This window comes from Streptomyces spongiicola, assembly GCF_003122365.1.
In the GTDB taxonomy this organism is placed as follows: domain Bacteria; phylum Actinomycetota; class Actinomycetes; order Streptomycetales; family Streptomycetaceae; genus Streptomyces; species Streptomyces spongiicola.
The window spans coordinates 5,267,720-5,287,957 of the sequence record NZ_CP029254.1; the positions used below are offsets into that span (position 1 = coordinate 5,267,720).

Annotated in this window: 16 protein-coding genes, 1 pseudogene and 1 riboswitch; of the genes and pseudogenes, 7 read left to right on the top strand and 10 right to left on the bottom strand. The window is 71.8% G+C overall.

Going from position 1 to position 20,238, the window contains the following annotated elements:
- Nucleotides 1-46: 46 nt before the first annotated feature.
- The 4 genes from DDQ41_RS23140 to DDQ41_RS23155 all read right to left on the bottom strand — a co-directional run bounded on the left by DDQ41_RS23140 (nucleotide 47) and on the right by DDQ41_RS23155 (nucleotide 6,609).
- Nucleotides 47-2,461: a ribonucleoside-diphosphate reductase subunit alpha gene (locus tag DDQ41_RS23140; protein ID WP_109296202.1), complete on the bottom strand. Its 2,415-nt coding sequence runs from the start codon at nucleotides 2,459-2,461 to the stop codon at nucleotides 47-49.
- Nucleotides 2,462-2,586: 125 nt separating this feature from the next.
- Nucleotides 2,587-2,734, bottom strand: a riboswitch (cobalamin riboswitch).
- Between the two features lie 196 nt (nucleotides 2,735-2,930).
- Entirely contained in the window at nucleotides 2,931-3,128 is a 198-nt protein-coding gene (locus DDQ41_RS23145) for a YbdD/YjiX family protein (RefSeq protein WP_109297902.1), read from the bottom strand.
- 168 nt (nucleotides 3,129-3,296) lie between these two features.
- A complete protein-coding gene (locus DDQ41_RS23150; RefSeq protein WP_172607651.1) occupies nucleotides 3,297-5,498 on the bottom strand; it encodes a carbon starvation CstA family protein in 2,202 nt (733 codons plus the stop codon).
- A 343-nt stretch (nucleotides 5,499-5,841) separates the two neighbouring features.
- Nucleotides 5,842-6,609, bottom strand: a complete 768-nt coding sequence (locus tag DDQ41_RS23155) for a GntR family transcriptional regulator (protein WP_109296204.1) — start codon at nucleotides 6,607-6,609, stop codon at nucleotides 5,842-5,844.
- A gap of 290 nt (nucleotides 6,610-6,899) precedes the next feature.
- Between DDQ41_RS23155 and DDQ41_RS23160 the strand changes: the two genes are divergently transcribed.
- The 5 genes and pseudogenes from DDQ41_RS23160 to DDQ41_RS23185 all read left to right on the top strand — a co-directional run.
- Nucleotides 6,900-8,174 carry an extracellular solute-binding protein gene (locus DDQ41_RS23160; protein ID WP_109296205.1) on the top strand — a complete coding sequence of 425 codons (1,275 nt, stop codon included), beginning with the start codon at nucleotides 6,900-6,902 and terminating at the stop codon, nucleotides 8,172-8,174.
- A 422-nt stretch (nucleotides 8,175-8,596) separates the two neighbouring features.
- Nucleotides 8,597-9,472 carry a carbohydrate ABC transporter permease gene (locus DDQ41_RS23170; protein WP_109297903.1) on the top strand — a complete coding sequence of 292 codons (876 nt, stop codon included), beginning with the start codon at nucleotides 8,597-8,599 and terminating at the stop codon, nucleotides 9,470-9,472.
- Between the two features lie 5 nt (nucleotides 9,473-9,477).
- Nucleotides 9,478-10,332 (top strand): carbohydrate ABC transporter permease, encoded by an 855-nt coding sequence (locus DDQ41_RS23175; protein WP_394342158.1) that lies wholly within the window; start codon nucleotides 9,478-9,480, stop codon nucleotides 10,330-10,332.
- 8 nt (nucleotides 10,333-10,340) lie between these two features.
- The gene (locus DDQ41_RS23180; RefSeq protein ID WP_109296207.1) at nucleotides 10,341-11,861 is read left to right on the top strand and encodes a glycoside hydrolase family 3 protein; all 1,521 of its coding nucleotides are present in this window, start codon (nucleotides 10,341-10,343) and stop codon (nucleotides 11,859-11,861) included.
- A 107-nt stretch (nucleotides 11,862-11,968) separates the two neighbouring features.
- Nucleotides 11,969-12,256, top strand: a pseudogene (locus DDQ41_RS23185) (aldehyde dehydrogenase family protein); the annotation flags it as partial.
- A 228-nt stretch (nucleotides 12,257-12,484) separates the two neighbouring features.
- On the opposite strand, the gene nagB reads toward DDQ41_RS23185, so the two are convergent.
- Complete coding sequence (gene nagB / locus DDQ41_RS23190; RefSeq protein WP_109296208.1) at nucleotides 12,485-13,270, bottom strand: glucosamine-6-phosphate deaminase; 786 nt, start codon at nucleotides 13,268-13,270, stop codon at nucleotides 12,485-12,487.
- A 793-nt stretch (nucleotides 13,271-14,063) separates the two neighbouring features.
- Between nagB and DDQ41_RS23195 the strand changes: the two genes are divergently transcribed.
- Complete coding sequence (locus DDQ41_RS23195) at nucleotides 14,064-15,530, top strand: sensor histidine kinase (RefSeq protein ID WP_109296209.1); 1,467 nt, start codon at nucleotides 14,064-14,066, stop codon at nucleotides 15,528-15,530.
- Nucleotides 15,531-15,925: 395 nt separating this feature from the next.
- Here the strand turns inward: DDQ41_RS23195 and DDQ41_RS23200 are convergent, their stop codons facing one another.
- Nucleotides 15,926-16,183: a WhiB family transcriptional regulator gene (locus DDQ41_RS23200; protein WP_003953983.1), complete on the bottom strand. Its 258-nt coding sequence runs from the start codon at nucleotides 16,181-16,183 to the stop codon at nucleotides 15,926-15,928.
- Nucleotides 16,184-16,499: 316 nt separating this feature from the next.
- Entirely contained in the window at nucleotides 16,500-17,468 is a 969-nt protein-coding gene (locus DDQ41_RS23205; RefSeq protein WP_109297904.1) for a diacylglycerol/lipid kinase family protein, read from the bottom strand.
- 106 nt (nucleotides 17,469-17,574) lie between these two features.
- On the opposite strand from DDQ41_RS23205, the gene DDQ41_RS23210 reads away from it, so the two are divergent.
- The gene (locus tag DDQ41_RS23210; RefSeq protein ID WP_109296210.1) at nucleotides 17,575-18,012 is read left to right on the top strand and encodes a hypothetical protein; all 438 of its coding nucleotides are present in this window, start codon (nucleotides 17,575-17,577) and stop codon (nucleotides 18,010-18,012) included.
- Nucleotides 18,013-18,268: 256 nt separating this feature from the next.
- Here DDQ41_RS23210 and DDQ41_RS23215 read toward each other — a convergent pair whose 3' ends face one another.
- From DDQ41_RS23215 to DDQ41_RS23225, 3 genes are all read right to left on the bottom strand, one after another.
- Nucleotides 18,269-19,291 carry an RNA polymerase sigma factor SigF gene (locus DDQ41_RS23215; protein WP_109296211.1) on the bottom strand — a complete coding sequence of 341 codons (1,023 nt, stop codon included), beginning with the start codon at nucleotides 19,289-19,291 and terminating at the stop codon, nucleotides 18,269-18,271.
- On the bottom strand, nucleotides 19,288-19,701 hold the full coding sequence (locus DDQ41_RS23220) for an ATP-binding protein (RefSeq protein WP_017947099.1): 414 nt from the start codon (nucleotides 19,699-19,701) through the stop codon (nucleotides 19,288-19,290). The genes DDQ41_RS23215 and DDQ41_RS23220 overlap by 4 nt, the downstream gene beginning before the upstream one ends.
- Before the next feature lie 242 nt (nucleotides 19,702-19,943).
- Nucleotides 19,944-20,204 (bottom strand): UBP-type zinc finger domain-containing protein, encoded by a 261-nt coding sequence (locus DDQ41_RS23225; RefSeq protein WP_109296212.1) that lies wholly within the window; start codon nucleotides 20,202-20,204, stop codon nucleotides 19,944-19,946.
- Nucleotides 20,205-20,238 lie beyond the last annotated feature (34 nt).

A 20,238-nucleotide genomic window follows, 5' to 3' on the forward strand; every position in this document is an offset into this window, starting at 1 on the left:
GCGGGGCGCCGTCCTCCAGAGGTGGGGTGCGGATGGCGGGGCGGAGTTACTGGCAGGCCTCGCAGGACTCCGGGTTCTCCAGGGAGCAGGCGACGGCCTCGGGGTCGGCGGCCTGCTGGACGGGGATGGTGGCGTCCGGGATGGTGGCGGCCGGGGTCGTGCCCGAGGCGGCCGGGGTCGTGCCCGAGGCGGCCCGGGCGATCCGGGTCGCGGGGCGGGACCGCAGGTAGTACGTGGTCTTCAGGCCCTGCTTCCAGGCGTACGCGTACATCGAGGAGAGCTTGCCGATGGTCGGCGTCTCCATGAACAGGTTCAGCGACTGCGACTGGTCGAGGAACGGGGTGCGGGCCGCGGCCATGTCGATCAGGCCGCGCTGCGGGATCTCCCAGGCGGTCCGGTACAGCTCCCGCACCTCGGCCGGGATCCAGTTCAGGCCCTGCACCGAGCCGCCGGAGTCGCGCAGCGCCTCCCTGGTCTGCGCGTCCCACACGCCGAGCCGCTTCAGGTCGTCCACCAGGTAGGAGTTCACCTGGAGGAACTCGCCCGACAGCGTCTCGCGCTTGAAGAGGTTGGAGACCTGCGGCTCGATGCACTCGTACACACCCGCGATCGACGCGATGGTGGCGGTCGGCGCGATGGCGAGCAGCAGCGAGTTGCGCATGCCGGTGTCCGCGACCCGTTCGCGCAGCGCGGCCCAGCGCTCGGGCCAGGCGAAACGCGCGTCGTAGTGGTCGGGGTGCAGCACACCCCGGGCGGTGCGGGTCCGCTCCCAGGCCGGGAGCGGACCGTGGCGCTCGGCCAGGTCGCAGGACGCCTCGTAGGCGGCCAGCATGATCCGCTCGGCGATGCGCGTGGACAGGGCCTTCGCCGCGGCGGAGTCGAAGGGCAGGCGCAGCTTGAAGAAGACGTCCTGGAGGCCCATCGCGCCGAGGCCCACCGGGCGCCACCTGGCGTTGGAGCGGCCGGCCTGCTCGGTCGGGTAGTAGTTGATGTCGACGACCCGGTCGAGGAAGGTCACGGCGGTGCGGACGGTGTCGTCCAGCCGCGCCCAGTCGATCACCTCCTCGCCGTCGGCGGCGTCCCGCACGACGAACGCGCCGAGGTTCACCGAGCCGAGGTTGCAGACGGCGGTCTCGCCGTCGTCGGTCACCTCGATGATCTCGGTGCACAGGTTGGAGGAGTGGACGACGGTCCCGGGCTCCGCGGTCTGGTTGGCCGTGCGGTTGGACGCGTCCTTGAAGGTCATCCAGCCGTTGCCGGTCTGTGCGAGGGTGCGCATCATGCGCCCGTACAGCTCGCGGGCGGGGATGGTGCGGCGGGCGAGCCCGGCGGCCTCCGCCCTGCGGTACGCGGCGTCGAAGTCGTCGCCCCAGAGGTCGGCGAGTTCCGGTACGTCGGCGGGGGAGAACAGCGACCAGTCGCTGTCGGCGTTCACCCGGCGCATGAACTCGTCGGGGATCCAGTGCGCCAGGTTGAGGTTGTGCGTGCGGCGCGCCTCCTCGCCCGTGTTGTCGCGCAGCTCCAGGAACTCCTCGATGTCCGCGTGCCAGGTCTCCAGGTACACGCACGCCGCGCCCTTGCGCCGGCCGCCCTGGTTGACGGCGGCCACCGACGAGTCCAGTGTGCGCAGGAACGGCACGATTCCGTTGGAGTGGCCGTTGGTGCCCCGGATGAGCGAACCGCGGGAGCGGATCCGGGAGTACGACAGGCCGATGCCGCCGGCGTGCTTCGAGAGCCGCGCCACCTGGTGGTAGCGCTGGTAGATGGAGTCCAGCTCGTCGAGCGGGGAGTCCAGCAGGTAGCAGGACGACATCTGGGGGTGCCGGGTGCCGGAGTTGAAGAGGGTGGGGGAGGACGGCAGGTAGTCGAGGCGGCTCATCAGCCCGTAGAGGGAGGCCACTTCCTCCAGCGCGCGCGGGGTGTCGTCCTCGGCGAGACCGCAGGCGACGCGCAGCATGAAGTACTGCGGGGTCTCGACGACCTTGCGGGTGATCGGGTGCCGGAGCAGATAGCGGCTGTAGAGGGTGCGCAGGCCGAAGTACCCGAAGCGGTCGTCGGCGCCCGGGTCGACCAGCGCGTCGAGGCGCCGGGCGTGCGTCTGGACGAAGACGGCCGTGCGGTCCGCGATCAGCCCCTCGCGGTGGCCGACGGCGATCGAGCCGGAGAACGCGGAGGCGCCCTGGCCGGCCGCCTCTTCGGCGATGGCGAGGGTGAGCAGTCGTGCCGCGAGCCGGGAGTACGCCGGGTCCTCGGAGATCAGGCCGGCGGCCGCCTCCGTGGCCAGTTCGCGCAGTTCGGCCTCGTCCGATCCCGCGTGACGGCCCCGGAGGGCGGCCCCGGCCACCCGGCCGGGGTCGGTGTCGGGCAGGTCGGAGGTGAGTTCGGTCAGGGTCCGCAGAAGCGCGGTGCCTGGTCCGTCGGCGAGCTGCGCTGAAGCAGGATCGGGCGGCGCGATGGTCACGGGGTGCTCTCCCTCGCTCGGCTGGGGGCCGGCGGGGCAGGGGCACGGACGCACACCCGGGCAGGGCGGACCGCGTCCACCGGCCTGTTCCGCGAGGCCCGGACGTCTGGGCACCCGGGCCGGACGGTCCGGGCGCACCGCCGGCAGGTTCTCGGACTCACCCGGGCGTGCGGGTCCTGGTCTCGGACCAGCGCACACCGGTACACCGTTGCGGGACAGTTCCGGATTCCCACCGGATTCCCCTGCGTCGACAGCGAGGATGAGCATACATGTAGGGGGGGTGAGTTGAGGTACCCCCCACATCTTGTGTCGTGACCCGCTCAGAGCTTCAGGCGTGGCTGAGCGGGGGCGGCAGCCCGGGCACGGGTCTCCCGCCTCCGTCCCGTGCGGGGAAGGGGCACGCGGACGGGCCTCCGGCCCTCCCCGGGGGAGGCGCGGAGGCCCGTGGACGGCCGGCCGGACCGGGTGCTCAGCAGCAGCGGAATCCCTTGCGGGGGTCGGCCTCCCGTTCGTCCGTGCGGCGGCGTTCGAACTCGCGGCGGGACATCACCTCCGCGTCGGGGTCGTGCGCCCGGGTGTGGGCCACATAGCGGTCGTACACCGACTCGCCCGAGACCTCGCGCACGTACCAGCGGACCCAGCGCACCGCGCGCCGTACGCCGCGCACCACCGCCGCACCCGCCCTGCCCGCCGTACCCGCCGTACCCGCCCTGCCCGCCGTACCCGCCCGTCCCGCCGTACCCGTCATGCGCGCCCCACCCGTCCTGTCATACCCGCCGTACCCGCCCGTCCCGTCCCGCCCTGCCCGCCCCACCCGTCATGCGCGCCACGGTGCTCACGTCCTGCCGCTTCCGGCGGCCTCCCGGTCCGGGGCGCCGGCGCCGGCGCCGACCGCCGCGAGTTCCGCCTTCTCCTCCTTCGTGGCGAACAGTCCGGCGGGTGCGACGAGCTTCGACTCGACGTACGGGACCTCGGCGAGCCGGACGGTCTCCGGCCTGCTGATCGCCCGGAAGCAGACCCGGGCGGCGTCCGCCAGGACCACCACGATGAGGAGGGCGAACAGTGCCGAGAGCACACCGTCGACGGTCGAGTTGGTGACGATGGTGTGCATGTCGTCCATCGACTTGGCCGGGGCCAGCACCTCGCCGGAGTCGATGCCCGCCCGGTACTTCTCGCGCTGGGAGAAGAAGCCCACCTTCGGGTCGCCGGAGAAGACCTTCTGCCAGCTCGCGGTGAGGGTGACCGTGGCGTCCCAGGCGAGCGGGACGGCCGTGACCCACGCCCACTTGAGGCGTCCGGACTTCACCAGCAGCGTGGTGCAGACCGCGAGGGCGACGGCCGCGAGGAGCTGGTTGGCGATGCCGAAGAGCGGGAAGAGCTGGTTGATGCCCCCGAGCGGGTCGTGTACGCCGACCCAGAGGAAGTAGCCCCAGCCGCCGACGACGACCGCGCTGGCGAACCAGACGCCGGGCTTCCAGCTGATGCGCTTCATCGGCTGGTAGACGTTGCCGAGCGAGTCCTGCAGCATGAACCGCCCCACGCGGGTGCCGGCGTCGAGCGTGGTGAGGATGAAGAGCGCCTCGAACATGATCGCGAAGTGGTACCAGAACGCCTTCATCCCGGCGCCGCCGACGACCGCGGAGAAGATCTCCGACATGCCGAGCGCGAAGGTCGGCGCACCGCCGGTGCGGGAGAGCAGGCTCGCCTCCTCGACGTCCCCGGCGGCCTGGGTGAGTTGCTCGGGGGTGACGGTGAAGCCGAGGTCGGCGACCGCCCGGGAGGCGGACTCGACCGTCGTCCCGATGGCGCCGGACGGGGAGTTGATCGCGAAGTAGAGACCGGGGTCGAGGATGCAGGCGCAGATCATCGCCATGACCGCGACGAACGACTCGGTCAGCATGGCCCCGTAGCCGATCATCCGGATCTGGGTCTCCTTCTGGATCATCTTCGGGGTGGTGCCCGAGGAGACCAGGGAGTGGAATCCGGAGAGCGCGCCGCACGCGATGGTGATGAAGACGAACGGGAACAGCGAGCCCGCGAAGACCGGCCCCTGGCCGTTGCCGGCGAACTCGGTGACGGCCGGCATCTTCAGCGTCGGCATCGCGATGACGACGCCCAGGGCCAGCAGCACGATGGTGCCGACCTTCATGAAGGTCGAGAGGTAGTCGCGCGGGGCCAGCAGCAGCCAGACCGGGAGCACGGAGGCCAGGAACCCGTAGGCCATCATCCAGACGACCAGGGTGCCCGGCTCCAGGGTGAAGAACGCCGCGAGCGAGGAGTCCGCGACCCAGCCGCCCGCGATGATCGCGAGCAGCAGCAGCGCGACGCCGATGACGGACACCTCGCTGACCCTGCCCGGCCGCAGGATCCGCAGGTAGACGCCCATGAACAGGGCGATCGGGATCGTCATGCCGATGGAGAAGACACCCCAGGGGGAGTGCGCCAGGGCGTTGACGATCACGAGTGCCAGCACCGCCAGCAGAATGATCATGATCGCGAAGACGGCGATCAGGGCGGCGACGCCGCCGACGGGGCCTATCTCGTCCCGTGCCATCTGGCCGAGCGAGCGGCCGTCCCGGCGGGTGGAGAAGAACAGGGTGACCATGTCCTGAACGGCACCGGCGAAGATCACTCCGACGATGATCCAGATGGTGCCCGGCAGATAGCCCATCTGGGCGGCGAGGATCGGGCCCACCAGCGGGCCCGCTCCCGCGATGGCCGCGAAGTGGTGGCCGAACAGCACCCGCCGGTCGGTCGGGTGGAAGTCGACACCGTTGTCGAGCCGCTCCGCGGGGGTGGCGCGGGTCCTGTCGGCCCGGAGGACGCGGTACTGGATGAAGCGCGCGTAGAACCGGTAGGCGATGGCGTACGAGCCGAGCGCGGCCGCCAGCATCCAGGCGGCGGAGACCTCCTCGCCCCGCGAGAGGGCGAGTAAGCTCCAGCCGACCGCGCCCACCAGCGCGACGAGTGCCCATACTGCGATGGCCCGCGGAGTCATGCTCCGCCGGGATGTGCTGGATGGTGCAGGCTCGGCCATGGTGTGGCTCCCGTCCCCTGATCCCCTGGTGATCGCCGGTAACGCGCGAGCAATCTAGGCGACCGCCGCCTCGGGCGTCACCCCCGGTTCGCATCTCGGTACGGCAAAGACTGCGAGGGCGGCGTCGGGCACGGGACTGCTCCACGACCCCCGGCGGGGCCCCGGCTGAACTCCGACAGAACTCCGAGGGGGCTCCGGCTGAACTCCGACAGAACTCCGGCAGGGCTCTGGCAGAACCAACTCCGACAGAACTCCGGTAGAACTCCGGCAGGGCTCTGGCTGAACTGCCCGGTAGGGCCCCGGCAGAACTCCGGCAGGGGCCGAGCCCGGGCTCGGCGGGCCGTCAGGAGGTCCCGGGGCGCCGGAGTCTGGCCACGAACTTGTAGCGGTCGCCCCGGTAGACCGAGCGGACCCACTCCACGGGCTCGCCGCCGGCGTCGCGCGAGTGCCGGGAGAGCATCAGCATCGGCAGGCCGACGTCCGTGCCGAGCAGTCCCGCCTCGCGGGGGGTGGCCAGGGAGGTCTCGATGGTCTCCTCGGCCTCGGCGGGACGGACGTCGTACACCTCGGCCAGCGCGGTGTAGAGGGAGGTGTACTTCACCAGGGACCGGCGCAGCGCCGGGAAGCGCTTCGCGGACAGGTGCGTGGTCTCGATCGCCATCGGCTCGCCGCTGGCCAGCCGCAGGCGCTCGATGCGCAGCACCCGTCCGCCCGGTGCGATGTCCAGCAGCCCGGCGAGCGTGTCGTCGGCCGTCACATAGCCGATGTCCAGCAGTTGCGACGCGGGTTCCAGGCCCTGGGCCAGCATGTCCTCGGTGTAGGAGGTCAGTTGGAGCGCCTGGGAGACCTTGGGCTTGGCGACGAACGTGCCCTTGCCCTGGATGCGCTCCAGCCGTCCCTCGACGACCAGTTCCTGGAGCGCCTGGCGGACGGTGGTGCGCGAGGTGTCGAACTCGGCGGCGAGCGTGCGCTCCGGGGGCACGGGCGTGCCGGGCGGCATGGTCTCCGTCATGTCGAGCAGGTGCCTTTTGAGGCGGTAGTACTTGGGTACGCGTGCGGTCCGGGCCGCCGTCCCGTTCTCCGGCCCGGTGCCTGACCCGTCCGTGGTCATGGCCTGCCTTCCCGACTCGTGTGGTGCTGCCGTCACCGGCTCCTCCGTTGGTTGCGGCTCACATGGTGGCACGGTCCGGTCACGGGTCGTCGCCCTCCCTCGGGTGTCGGTCCGGTAACGGACGCGACAGCCCTTCTTATACACCCTTGACACCCCTAAAGGTCTAGGCCAAGCTCGCGGTACTGGTCTAAACCATTTAGGGCCATGTCCCGGCCCCACGGGCGGTCTCGGCGTACGACTCCGTGTTCCTCGCGGTGGACGGGGGGTGCAGCATCCCTGAGGAGGGTGGCGTGAAGCGCAAGCTCATCGCGGCGATCGGCGTCGCGGGCATGATGGCCGGCCTCGCCGCGTGCGGTTCCGGCGGCGGGGACGAGGCCGGGGCGGACGTCGGGGAACTCACCGTCTGGCTGACGGTCGACGCCCAGAACAACTGGCCCGAGCTGGTGAAGGCGGCCGACGACGCGGTCACCGGAAAGCACCCCGGCCTCAGGATCAGGCACGAGTACTACGGCTGGCCGGACAAGAACGCCAAGCTCGACGCCGTCCTCGCCACCGACAAGGCCCCCGACGTCGTCGAGATGGGCAACACCGAGATGCTCGGCTACATGGTCAAGGGCGCCTTCGCCGAGGTCGACCCGAAGCGCTTCGACCGGTCCGACGCCTGGCTCGACGGCCTGCGGGAGTCCGTCACCTACGAGGGCCGGACCTACGGCGTCCCCTACTACGCGGGCGGCCGCGTAGGCAACTGGCGCAAGGACGTCGCCGCCGAGGCCGGGGTGGAGACCCCGCCGGGGACGTACGCGGAACTGACCGCCGCCCTGGACGCGATCCAGAAGAAGAAGGGCCCCGGGTTCAGCGCCTGGTACCAGCCCTCGCCGGACTGGTACGCCGCGATGTCCTTCGTCTACGACGCGGGCGGCGCCATCGCCGAGCAGGAGGGCGGCCGGTGGAGGGCCACCCTCTCCTCGCCCGAGTCCCTCAAGGGCCTGAACGAGTACAAGAGGGTGCTCGACACCTATATGAAGGCCGACAAGACCAAGGACGAGTCGGACCGCCACATCGTGTACGGCCAGGGCAACGCCGGCATGATCTTCGGCGCTGCCTGGGAGGGCGCGACCGCCGAGGATCCCGGGAACGACAAGACCGGCAAGCTCAGGGGCAACCTCGAGAACTTCGTGATGCCCGGCCCGTCCGGCGGCAACATGCCCGTGTTCCTGGGCGGTTCGGACCTGGCCATCCCGGTCAGGTCGAAGGCGCAGGACGTCGCCGCTGAGTGGATCAACGCCTTCACCGGCGCCCGCGGGCAGCAGGGCCTGCTCGCCAAGGGCAACCTGCCCAACAACAAGACGGACCTGGCGGCCCTGAAGGGCGATCCGAAGACGGCCGTACCGGCCACCGCCGCCGAGTCCAGCTGGTTCGTCCCGATGGCACCGGGCTGGGGCCGGGTGGAGAAGGCCCAGACCCTGAAGACCATGCTCCGGCAGATCGGGACCGGGAAGAAGTCGGTCGAGGAGGCCGCGAAGTCGGCCGACGAGGCGATCGACAAGGTCATCAACACCAAGTGACCCTCCGGCAGGGCCCCGTCACCGACGGCGGGGCCCTGCTCCCGTACCAGGAGAAGGACGGCTGGGAGCGCCCGATGAGTGCCGCAGACACGACCACTGCCAAGGTGCCGCCGACGCGGCCGCCGGCATCCCATGGAGCCGGTGGAGGGACCGGTGGAGGCGCCGGTCAGGGGACCGGTGAAGGGACCGGTGGAGGGACCGGTGGAGGCGCCGGTCAGGGGACCGGTGAAGGGACCGGTGGAGGGACCGGTGGAGGGACCGGCGGAGGCGCCGGTGAAGGGACCGGTGAAGGGACCGGTGGAGGGACGGGTGGCGGCGCCGGTCAAGGGGCCGGTCAAGGGGCCGGCGGAGGCGCCGGCGGGACCGGTGCGGCGGGGCGGCCGGCCCGGCAGCGGCGCCGGCCCGCAGGTGGCGGGGCCGCGATCCCGTGGGCGCTGCTCGCTCCCTGCCTGCTGGTGCTGCTGCTCGTCCTCGGCTATCCGCTGACCCGGCTGGTGGCCCTCTCCTTCCAGAAGTTCGAACAGCCCCAGCTGTGGGGCTTCCAGCAGCCCGAGCAGGTCGGCCTCGCCAACTTCACCAGGATCCTCGGGGACGGGGAGTTCTGGGCCGTCGTCGTCCGCACCGTCCTCTTCGCCGGTGGCGCGGTGACCCTCACCATGGTGCTCGGCATGCTGACGGCCCTGCTGCTGCAGCGGGTGTCCGGCTGGGTGAAGGTACTGGTCAACATCGCGCTCGTGGCCGGCTGGGGCATGCCCGTCATCGTCGCCACCGCCATCTTCAAATGGCTTTTCGACACCGACTACGGAGTGCTCAACTGGCTGCTGAGCAGGCTCCCCGGTGTCGACATGATCGGGCACAACTGGTTCGCCGGCGGCCCGCAGGGCCTCGCCGTCATCATGCTGCTCGTGGTCTGGGGCGCCGTCCCCTTCGTGGCCATCACGCTCGGCGCGGGGCTCACCCAGGTGCCCAGGGAACTCGAGGAGGCCGCCCGGCTCGACGGCGCCGGCTCGTGGGGCGTGTTCCGCTACGTCACCCTGCCGGTCCTCAAACCGATCATCGTGATGCTCACCACGCTCTCCGTGATCTGGGACATGGGTGTCTTCCCGCAGGTCTTCGTGATGCGGAACGGACATCCCGAGGCGGAGTTCCAGCTGCTGACGACCTACTCGTACGACAAGGCCTTCGTGGTCAACGACTACGGCGGCGGCTCGGCGATCGCCCTGGTCACGGTCGTGCTGCTGCTCGGCGTGGTCGCCGTCTACATGCGCCAGATGCTCAGGATCGGAGAAGTCGGGTGAACGCCGTGACCGGGAACGTTGCCCCGCTCGGCCGCCGCGGGACCGGACGCGGCAGGCTCGGCTGGAACCTGCTCGGCCTGCTGGTCTTCGCCACCGCGGGCTTCCCCGTCTACTGGATGCTCAACACGGCCCTCAAACCCGCGAGGGACGCGATCGACCCGGACCCGCTCTTCTTCCCCCGGACGTTCACCCCGGAGAACTTCGCCCGCGCCTTCGAGGTCGCCGACTTCTGGGGCCCGGTCGGCCGCAGCCTCGCCGTCTCGCTGGTCGTGGTGCTCATCGGCATCACGGTCGGCATGCTGGCGGCGCTGGCGATATCGCGCTTCGCCTTCCGCGGCCGCAAGGTCGTGATCGTCGGCATCCTGGCCGTCCAGATGGTCCCGCTGGTCGCGATGATCATTCCGGTGTTCCTGCTCCTGAACGACCTCGGCCAGTACGACAGGCTCACCGGTCTGATCATCACCTACCTCACCTTCGTCCTCCCCTTCACGGTGTGGACGCTGCGCGGGTTCATCGTCAACATCCCGAAGGAGCTGGAGGAGGCGGCCATGGTCGACGGCTGCACCCGTACCGGCGCCTTCGTGCGGGTGGTCCTCCCGCTGCTCGCCCCGGGCATGGTGGCCACGTCCGTGTACGCCTTCATCCAGGCGTGGAACGAGTACCTGTACGCCCTGATGCTGATGAGCCAGCAGAACCAGACCGCCACCGTCTGGCTCGGCAACTTCACCACCAAGCACGGCACCGAGTACGCGCCGATGATGGCCGGTGCCACGATGATGGCCGTCCCCGTCGTGATCCTCTTCCTCCTCGTCCAGCGCAGGATGGCCGCGGGTCTGACGGCCGGCGCAGTGAAGGGATGAACCCTCCCATGACCACGCTCGTGGACCGCACCGACTCGCTCACCCGCGACGCCCTGGCCGTGCTGCAGCCCGGCTTCGCCGGCACCACCGCCCCCGACTGGCTGCTGCGCAGGATCGGCGAAGGACTCTCCTCCGTCGGGCTGTTCGGCCGCAACATCGCCTCGCCCGGCCAGCTCGCAGCCCTCACGGCCCGGTTGCGGGCGGAGCGCGAGGACGTCCTCGTCGCGATCGACGAGGAGGGCGGCGACGTCACGCGCCTGGAGGCCCGCACCGGCTCCTCCTTCCCCGGCAACTACGCGCTCGGGTCGGTGGACGACGTGGAACTGACCCGGGCGGTGGCCGCCGCACTCGGCCGCCGGCTGGCCGGGTGCGGGGTCGACCTCAACTGGGCCCCCTCGGCCGACGTCAACTCGAATCCGGACAATCCAGTCATCGGGGTGCGTTCCTTCGGTGCGGATCCCGCCCTGGTCGCCCGGCACACCGCCGCGTACGTCAGGGGCCTCCAGTCCGCGGGCGTCGCCGCATGTGCCAAGCATTTTCCGGGACATGGTGACACCGCCGTCGACTCCCACCACGCCCTGCCCCGGATCGATGTGGAGTCGGCCACGTTGCACTCGCGTGAGCTGCGGCCTTTCCGCGCGGCCGTCTCGGCCGGTTCCAAATCCGTCATGAGCGCGCATATCCTGCTACCCGCGCTCGACCCGGATCGTCCGGCCACCCTGAGCCCGCGGGTCCTCACCGGACTGCTGCGGCAGGAGCTGGGCTACACCGGACTGATCGTCACCGACGGCATGGAGATGCGGGCCGTCTCCGCCGTCTACGGCATCGAGCGCGGCAGCGTCCTGGCGATCGCCGCCGGTGCCGACGCGATCTGCGTCGGCGGCGGCCTGACCGACGAGGACACCGTGCTTCGGCTGCGCGACGCGCTGGTCGCCGCGGTGCGCCGGGGCGAACTGCCCGAGGAGCGACTGGCCGACGCGGCGGCGCGGGTGCGCGCGCTCGCGGACTGGACCAGAGGGGCCAGGGGGGCCAGGGGGGCGGCATCGGAGCCGGGCGCGGCTTCACAGGAGGGGACCGCGCCCGGCACCGAGATCGGTCTGGCGGCCGCCCGGCGGGCCGTGCGCGTGACGGTGGCGGAGTGCCGCACCGAGCCGCTGACCACCGCGCCGTACGTCGCCGCCTTCACCCCCGTGGCGAACATCGCCGTCGGCGGTGAGACCCCTTGGGGGGTCGCGGCGGAACTGGCCCGCCGCCTCCCGGGCACGGAGACCGGCAGCTACCCGGACGCCGCCGTCGACGACGTCCTCCTGGCGGCCGGTGGCCGCCGCATCGTGGCCGTCGTGCGCGACGCCCACCGCCACCCGTGGATGTCGCGGTCCCTGGACGCCCTCGTGGCGGCCCGTCCGGACACGATCGTCGTGGAGATGGGCCTCAACACCGCCCCGCCGAGGGGGTCCCTCCATGTGGCCACCTACGGCGCGGCGCGGGTCTGCGGGATCGCGGCGGCGGAGGCCGTGACCGGGGCCTGAGGGCGAGGGGGTACGCGCCCCCGGTGGCACCGGCGGGGTCCCGGCGGACGGGTCCGGCGGCGCACGGCCGCCCCGCCGGGCCGCCGGCAGGTAGTACCACCCGGCCGGCCGGGTGGTACTACCTGCCGACGGTCCTCACGGAAGTCACCCCGAAGATGCGGATCCACCACGAGGAGGCCTTCGGCCCCGTCGCGACCGTCTACCGCGTCGCCGATCTCGACGAGGCCGTGGCGGTCGCCAACGACTCGCCCTTCGGGCTGAGTTCGAACATCTGGACAAGGGACGCGGGCGACATGGAGCGCTTCGTCCGGGACATGGAGGCGGGCGGGATCTTCTTCAACGGGATGACCGCCTCCCATCCGGCGATGCCCTTCGGCCCAGGTCGCGGTGGGGGAGAAGAGCAACGAGATCCCCGCCGCCCGCCGTTGCCGAGGGTCCCGGCGCACCGGCGACCGCGACGCCGGAGCGGAGCGGGACGGGCGCGCGCCGGCCGTCGAGCCCGGTCGCGAAGACGGCGACACCGGTCCGCGGGCGCTGCGCGCGGACCGGTGTCGCCGCCGTGTGCGTGATCGGTTTGCGTGTGCGTGTGCGGCGGCAGGTGGTCGCGGGGCCCGCGCCGCGCGTTACAGCCCCTGCCAGGCCGGTTTGCGGGCGTACGCGTGACGGAAGTAGCCCGCCAGCTTCAGTTTCGAGGCCGCCGCCTCGTCGACGACGACCGTCGCATGCGGATGCAGCTGCAGCGCCGAGGCGGGGCAGACCGCCGCGAGGGGGCCCTCCACGGTCGCCGCGACCGCCTCCGCCTTTCCCTCGCCGGTGGCCAGCAGTACCAGGTGCCCGGCCTCCAGGATCGTGCCGATCCCCTGGGTGATGACGTGCTGCGGCACCTGCTCGATGTCGCCGTCGAAGAAGCGGGAGTTGTCCGCGCGGGTCCGCTCGGTCAGCGTCTTGATCCTCGTGCGCGAGGCGAGCGACGAGCAGGGCTCGTTGAACCCGATGTGCCCGTCCGTGCCGATGCCCAGCAGTTGCAGGTCGACACCGCCCGCCGCCGCCAGGGCCGCCTCGTACGCCGCGCAGGCGGCGCGGACGTCCTCCGCGGAGCCGTCCGGGCCGATGAACGACTCCGGGCTCAGCCCGAGCGGCTCCACCACCTCGCGCAGCACCACCGAGCGGTACGACTCGGGGTGCCCGGCCGGCAGGCCCACGTACTCGTCGAGCTGCGCGATCCGGGCCCGGGAGACGTCCGCCGTCCCGGCCCGGACCCGTTCTGCCAGGGCCTCGTAGACGGGCAGCGGCGTCGACCCCGTGGCCACCCCGAGCAGGGCGTCGGGCTTGCGGCGGAGCAGGTCCGCGATGCCCTGCGCGACGAGTTCCCCGCCGGCCCCGGCGTCCTGGACGATGACGACTTCCACTCTGGGCCTGCCGATCGATTGAAAGGTCATGTGGTATAGACCAATATAGCAGAGCGTGGGCGGCGCCCCGGTGAGTCCCGGTCGCCGCCACCGCAGCGGTTGCCGGGTCCGCAGCCGGGTCCGGGAACGCGCCCGGAGCGATGCCGCCGAGTGCCCGCCGCGCATGGCGACCCGCCGCGTCCCGACGGGTCCGGGTGTGGGTCCGGGTCCGGGGCCGGGTGCGGATGCGGATGCGGGTCCGGCGAGGCCCCGCCGCACGCACCCTGCTCCGGCCCCGGCGGGCTCGACCGGCTGCCCGGCGGCGCCGCCGCGCCCCTCCCCTGCGCGGGGGCCTGGCGACCGGCCGGTCGAGGGGGGTCTGGGGGGCGGGCTCCGTGCCGCCCGTCGGGGGACGGCGGAGCGCGTCCTGCCGAAACCGGAGTGCCCGGGATGCTCACGGCCCCGAAAGACCCGCGGGCCGCGGCGCCGGGACGGGACCCTCAACCCGTCCGGCACCGCAGCCCGGAGTTGCCCGGCCGGCGGGGTGTGCGGCCCCGGTCGGCCGTGTGGAGGCCCGCGGCGCAGTCAGGGCAGAGAGCGCCGGGTCCTCGGTCCACCCTCCTGTGCGGGGAGGGTGGAGGTCTTCTGCTGTCAGCCGTCCGGGGCGGGTCCCGGTACGACGATGTCATCATTCTGGGCTGGACCGTTCCGCGCTGTCCATCCGTCCGCACACACTGTCTTCCGGGCCCATCCTCCCCTACGGAGGCCCGTCCCGTCAGGTTCTCGCCAAAGGTACGCTCACAACGTGCCCTCCATGAACGACCTCGTACGCCAGCACACCGCTCTGAGCGAGTCCGACCTCGAGTGGCTGCACCTGCTGGTCTCGGAGTGGCAGCTGCTCTCCGACCTCTCCTTCGCGGACCTCGTCCTGTGGGTTCCCACCCTCGACGGCACACGCTATGTCTCGGTCGCCCAGATGCGGCCGAACACCGGCCCCACCTCCTACCAGGACGACATGGTCGGGCATCTGGTCCCCCGCGGCCGCCGCCCGCTGCTGGACGCCGCGCTCGACGAGGGCCGCATCGTGCGCGAGGGGGACCCCGAGTGGCGGGAGGAGGTGCCGGTACGGGTCGAGTCGATCCCCGTACGGCGCGACGGGCGGGTCCTCGGGGTGATCGCGCGCAACACCAACCTGCTCACCGTGCGCACCCCCAGCCGGCTCGAGCTGACCTATCTGCAGTCCGCGTCCGACCTCGCCCAGATGATCGCCGCCGGCGCCTTCCCGTTCCCCGAGCAGCAGGTCGACATGGACGCCTCGCCGCGCGCCGGCGACGGACTGATCCGTCTCGACGCCGACGGCGTCGTCCAGTACGCGTCCCCGAACGCGCTGTCCGCGTACCACCGGCTCGGTCTCGCCGCCGACCTGGTCGGGCAGCACCTGGGCCAGATCACCGCCGAACTGGCGCCGTCCCGGGGGCCGGTCGACGAGGCCCTGGTCAAGCTCGCCAGCGGATACGCACCCCGGGAGACCGAGGTCGAGGGCAACGGCGGCGTCATCCAGCTCCGCGCCATCCCGCTGAAGCCCAAGGGCGCCCGTATCGGCTCCCTCGTGCTGCTCCGCGACGTCACGGAACTCCGGCGCCGCGAGCGTGAGCTGATCACCAAGGACGCCACCATCCGGGAGATCCACCACCGGGTGAAGAACAACCTCCAGACGGTCGCGGCACTGCTGCGCCTCCAGTCCCGGAGGATGGACTCCGTGCGCGGCCGGGAGGCCCTCGACGAGGCGGTCCGGAGGGTCGGGTCCATCGCCATCGTCCATGAGACGCTGTCCCAGAACCTGGACGAACGGGTCGAGTTCGACGAGATCGCGGACCGGGTCCTCGCCATGGTGGCGGAGATCTCCCCCGGCAAGGTGGACTGCCGGCGCAGCGGCCGCTGCGGAATCCTCGACGCCGAGGTCGCCACCCCGCTCTCCATGGTCCTCACCGAGGTCCTGCAGAACGCGCTGGAGCACGCCTTCGCGCCGGGGGAGCACGGCACCGTCGAGGTGTCGGCGGTGCGCAGCGGCCCCCGGTCCGCCGAGCGGCTGCTGATAACCGTGCAGGACGACGGCCGGGGGCTGCCCGAGGGCTTCGACGCGAAGACGGCGGGAAACCTGGGGCTCCAGATCATCAGGACGCTGGTGGAGGGGGAGTTGGGCGGCACCTTCGACATGAAGCCGGCCGCCGGGCGGGGGACGCGGGTGGTCCTGGACATTCCCGTCCGGAGCCAGAAGTAGCCCCGGCAACCGGGCGGGACGGCTCCGGGCATCCGGGCGGGACGGCCCACGGGCCTTTCGCCGAGCGGCTTCGGGCAGCCCTCCGGAGCGGCTTCGTGTAGCCCTCCCGAGGGGCTTCGCGCAGCCCTCCGGAGCGGCTGCTCCGGGCGGCACGTGTGGGGCGGCTCCTCCGGGGGCGTGCGGGGCGGACGCGGGAGGGATCCGCTGCGGCCGGTGGGCCGCCGGGCCGGTGCGGGAACGGGCGTGCCTGCCCGCGGTGCGCGACAGCGAGCCCCGGACCGCTGGAGATGGTCCGGGGCTCGAAAGCTGCGGGATACTGCTGCGCGCTGCGGCTCGGGGGCGGTGAGTGCGTACTCGCCGTACGCGCCGCCGGGCTCAGGCTGTTGGCAGGGGGCTCAGGCGCTGGCGTTGCGTGCCCGGTTGCGGGCGGCGCGGCGCTTCATGGCGCGGCGCTCGTCCTCGCTGAGGCCACCCCAGACGCCGGAGTCCTGGCCGGACTCGAGCGCCCACTGCAGGCACTGCTCCATGACGGGGCAGCGACGGCAGACGGCCTTGGCTTCCTCGATCTGCAGCAGCGCAGGACCGGTGTTGCCGATGGGGAAGAACAGCTCGGGGTCTTCCTCGCGGCAAACGGCGTTGTGACGCCAGTCCATGGCTGCTACCTCTCTTGGTATTACGTGCAAGTTGCTTGTGAATGTGAACGCTTTCACGAATCCCCCCGCAAGGGAAGGGCCTGCATCCAGATGAACTGGCTGCGGTCCTGGCTGAGGAGGGGTTCTGGCTCTCAGCGGAGGCCGGTCCTGCGGGCCGTCCCGAGCGCCACGTAGAGATTCGCAAACCTCGGCGGCGGATACAACCCCTTCCGGAAAGTTTTTTTTGATTCCTCGGTGTCGACTAGGTCACAGCCGTACTTCCATGGGGTGGATCCGCGCCTAAACGTTCGAGTGGAAGGACTTTTGCCCGTTCCGCTCACACAATCACACGCAGTGCACGGCGTACGCCTGTGAACGTCACGCTGCTGCGCAGTCCGAGGTGGTCACCATCCATCTGGAAGGGGAGTGAGACCTTCGAATGCAAGGTGAAGTCCGTGAGGTCGTGAAAAGAGGCCACATGCCTGCCGCGCGGCCCGCGGTCCGGGGTCGAGGTGAGCAGCTGGGTCGCGTAGCGGGCCAGCGCGGGGGTCGACAGCCGGCTCAGCCCGAGCACGTCCAGGGCGCTGTCGAAGGACGCCGCCGGGGTCGCGTACACCGGGCGGTTGCCCAGGTAGGTCCAGGGGGAGGCGTTGCAGACGATGGACAGCACCAGCTCGCGCACGGGGTCCGCCCCGGGGCGTTCCAGGGTGATCGCACCGCTGCGGCGGTGCGGGTCCGCGAGGAACTGCCGCGCCGCCTGGCGTATGTAGAGGGAGTGCGTCGAGATCCGGCCGCGCTCCCGCTGCTGCTCGACCCTGCCGACGACTCCGGCGTCGAAGCCGAAGCCGGCGCAGAAGGTGAACCAGCGGGGCGGAACGCCCTCGTCCGGTGTGCCCGGTGTACCGGCCGCTATGCCGAGCCCCACCGTGCGGCCGCTCCCCGTCTCCAAAGCGTCCAGGATGGCGCCGGTGGCCTCCACGGCGTCGTTCGGCAGCCCCAGGGCGCGGGCGAAGACGTTCGTGGAGCCGCCGGGGACGACCGCGAGCCGCGGCAGGGCGTCGGGGTCCGGGCCAGCGTGCAGCAGCCCGTTCACGACCTCGTTGACCGTGCCGTCGCCGCCCAGCGCCACGACCATGTCGATGTCGTCGGAGTCGGCGGCCCGTCGGCCGAGGTCGCGCGCGTGGCCCCGGTACTCGGTGGTGACGGCCTCCAGCTTCATCTCGCTCGCGAGTGCGTGGATCAGGACGTCGCGGGTGCGGGCACTGGTGGTGGTTGCCGCCGGGTTGACCACGAGGAGTGCGCGCATGGCCGCCAGGGTACCTACCGCGCGGTACACGGCCCAGTCCGGGGCGTGCGCCCCGGCCCCCCGTACGCCCTGCGGGCCGGACCGGGCGCGGGGCTACCCTGCATGGGTGAGCGGTGCAGAGCAGACTCCCGAGACCGTCCCCGGCGCCCCCGTGGGGCGGCGGCCCGGCAGGCCGGCCGCGGCGGCCGCGCTGTGCGGCTTCCAGGCCCTGGCGCTCTTCGTCGGCGGCCTCTACATGCTGGTCTCGGGCCTGACCGGCGACCCGGAGAGCACCTCGCAGGCCGGGACGGGCGGGGTGACGCTGATCGCGCTGGGCCTCATCCCGCTGCTCGCCGCACGCGGACTGCTGCTGGGGCGCGGCTGGAGCCGCGGCCCCGCGATCATCACCCAGATCATGGCGCTGCCGGTGGCCTGGACCCTGCTCCGCGCGTCGGGCGCGCTGATCCCCGCGGGCATTCTGCTGGCCGCCGTGGCCGTCACCGCGCTGGTGCTGCTGCTCGACCCGCGTACGGCGCAGGCGCTGGGCATCCGAGGCCGTGCATAGCCTCCGAAGGCGGCGCCCCCACGCGTCGTCTCCGTGCAGCGCCGCCCACGGCTGCCCGCCGGGAGCGGTGGCCGCGCGCAGCCGTCGTCTCCGGCGGCCGGGGAAGCCGGGGAAGCGGGGGGATCGACCGCCCGGCGTGGACGGACCGTCCGGCGTGGATCGACCGCGGAGTGGGATCGGCGGCCCTGCGTGGGATCGACCGCGGAGTGGGATCGACGGCCCTGCGTGGGATCGACCGCCCGGAACCGCCGGAGGGTCACTCCTCGACCAGCAGCTTCTCGCGGAGTTGTGCGAGCGTGCGCGCGAGGAGGCGGGAGACGTGCATCTGGGAGATCCCGACCTCCTGGGCGATCTGCGACTGCGTCATGTTGCCGAAGAACCGGAGAAGGAGAATCCGCTTCTCCCGGGGCGGCAGATCCTCCAGCAGCGGCTTCAGCGACTCGCGGTACTCGACGCCCTCCAGCGCCTCGTCCTCGGCACCCAGGGTGTCGGCGACCGCCGGGGACTCGTCGTCGGTGTCGGGGACGTCCAGCGAGAGCGTCGAGTACGCGTTGGCGGACTCCAGGCCCTCAAGGACCTCCTCCTCGGAGATACCGAGCCGCTCGGCGAGTTCGTGGACCGTGGGGGAGCGGCCGTACTGCTGGGACAGCTCCGCGGTCGCCGTGGTCAGTGCGAGCCGCAGCTCCTGGAGCCGCCGGGGGACCCGCACCGCCCAGCCCTTGTCGCGGAAGTGCCGCTTGATCTCCCCCACGACCGTCGGCGTCGCGTAGGTCGAGAACTCGACGCCCCGGTCGGGGTCGAACCGGTCCACGGACTTGATCAGCCCGATCGTCGCGACCTGGGTGAGGTCGTCGAGCGGCTCGCCGCGGTTGCGGAAGCGGCGGGCCAGGTGCTCCACCAGGGGCAGATGCATCCGCACCAGCTGGTTCCGGAGTTCGGCACGCTCGGGGGAGCCCTCCGGAAGTCCGCGCAGCGCGATGAACATCGAACGCGCCTCGCTCCGGTTGTTCGGAGCGTGGTGCCCGTGTTCCCTGAGGTCGTGCTCGTGGTCGCTCATGGCCGCCCTCTGCCAGTGCCTCGCCCGGGAGGTACCACCCCCAGCCTGCTTCTGCTCCGCCGCGGCCGGGAGGCCGTCACGCTCGTCCACCGGGTGCGGCCTGGCCTGCTGCTCCGGGATGCCCGCCGGCGCGCCGGCCGGCTCCGCCGGGGCCGTGGGCCCGCCGTTCCGCGTTCCGGAAATCCGCTCCTCGTCGCGCACCGGACCGTCCCCGTCCCTCACGCCGGCCCGGGTCCCGCGCCGCGCTGCTTGTACAGGCTGATGGAGACCGTGCGGTCCTCCGCCACGGAGGAGTCGACCTTGCCGGCCAGTGCGGAGAGCACCGTCCAGGCGAAGGTGTCGCGCTCCGGGGCGCGGCCGTCGGTCGTCGGGGCCGAGACCGTGACCTCCAGGGAGTCGTCGACGAGCCGGAAGACGCAGCTGAGGACGGATCCGGGGACGGCCTGCTGTAGCAAGATCGCACACGCCTCGTCGACCGCGATGCGCAGGTCCTCGATCTCGTCGAGGGTGAAGTCCAAGCGCGCCGCGAGGCCGGCCGTGGCCGTACGCAGCACGGACAGGTAGGCACCCGCAGCCGGCAGCCGGACTTCCACGAAGTCCTGGGTCCCGGGCTCGCCTGCGATGTCGGACACCCTCACCTCCAAGGTGGCACAAGGTCGATCGAGGCTCCGGGAGGGCGTCCCGGAGTCGAGTGCTGCGCTTCGGTGCGCAGCCAGTACCTGGACTGGCGACGCTATCGCGATCCATGGTGCCGTGTCGCCGGGGACCCCTACCCGGCGCTGTCACTCATGGTAAGCCCATGGGTACGCACAGTGGCTAGTGTTCTGCGGCCCTCAATTGCGAGAAGTCGGCGGAGCTTTGACGTACCCGGACGTCAGACGATCGAACCGTCCGCGAAGCACCATCGCCAGCTCTCACCGTGCTCCAGGGTGCGCATCACCGGATGTCCCTCCTGCTCGGCGTGGTGGAAGGCGTGCCGGCCCGGTGACGAGTCGCAGCACCCCACGTACCCGCACGTCAGGCAGATCCGCAGCTGCACCGGGTGCGTCCCCTCGGCCCGGCACACGAGGCAGGTGTCGCTCAGGCGCCCGGGTTCGGGGCGCGGCAGGTCGAGAACGTGCGGGCACTCGCTCATGATGGCCAGGTTACGACGCGGGCGGCTGAGGAGC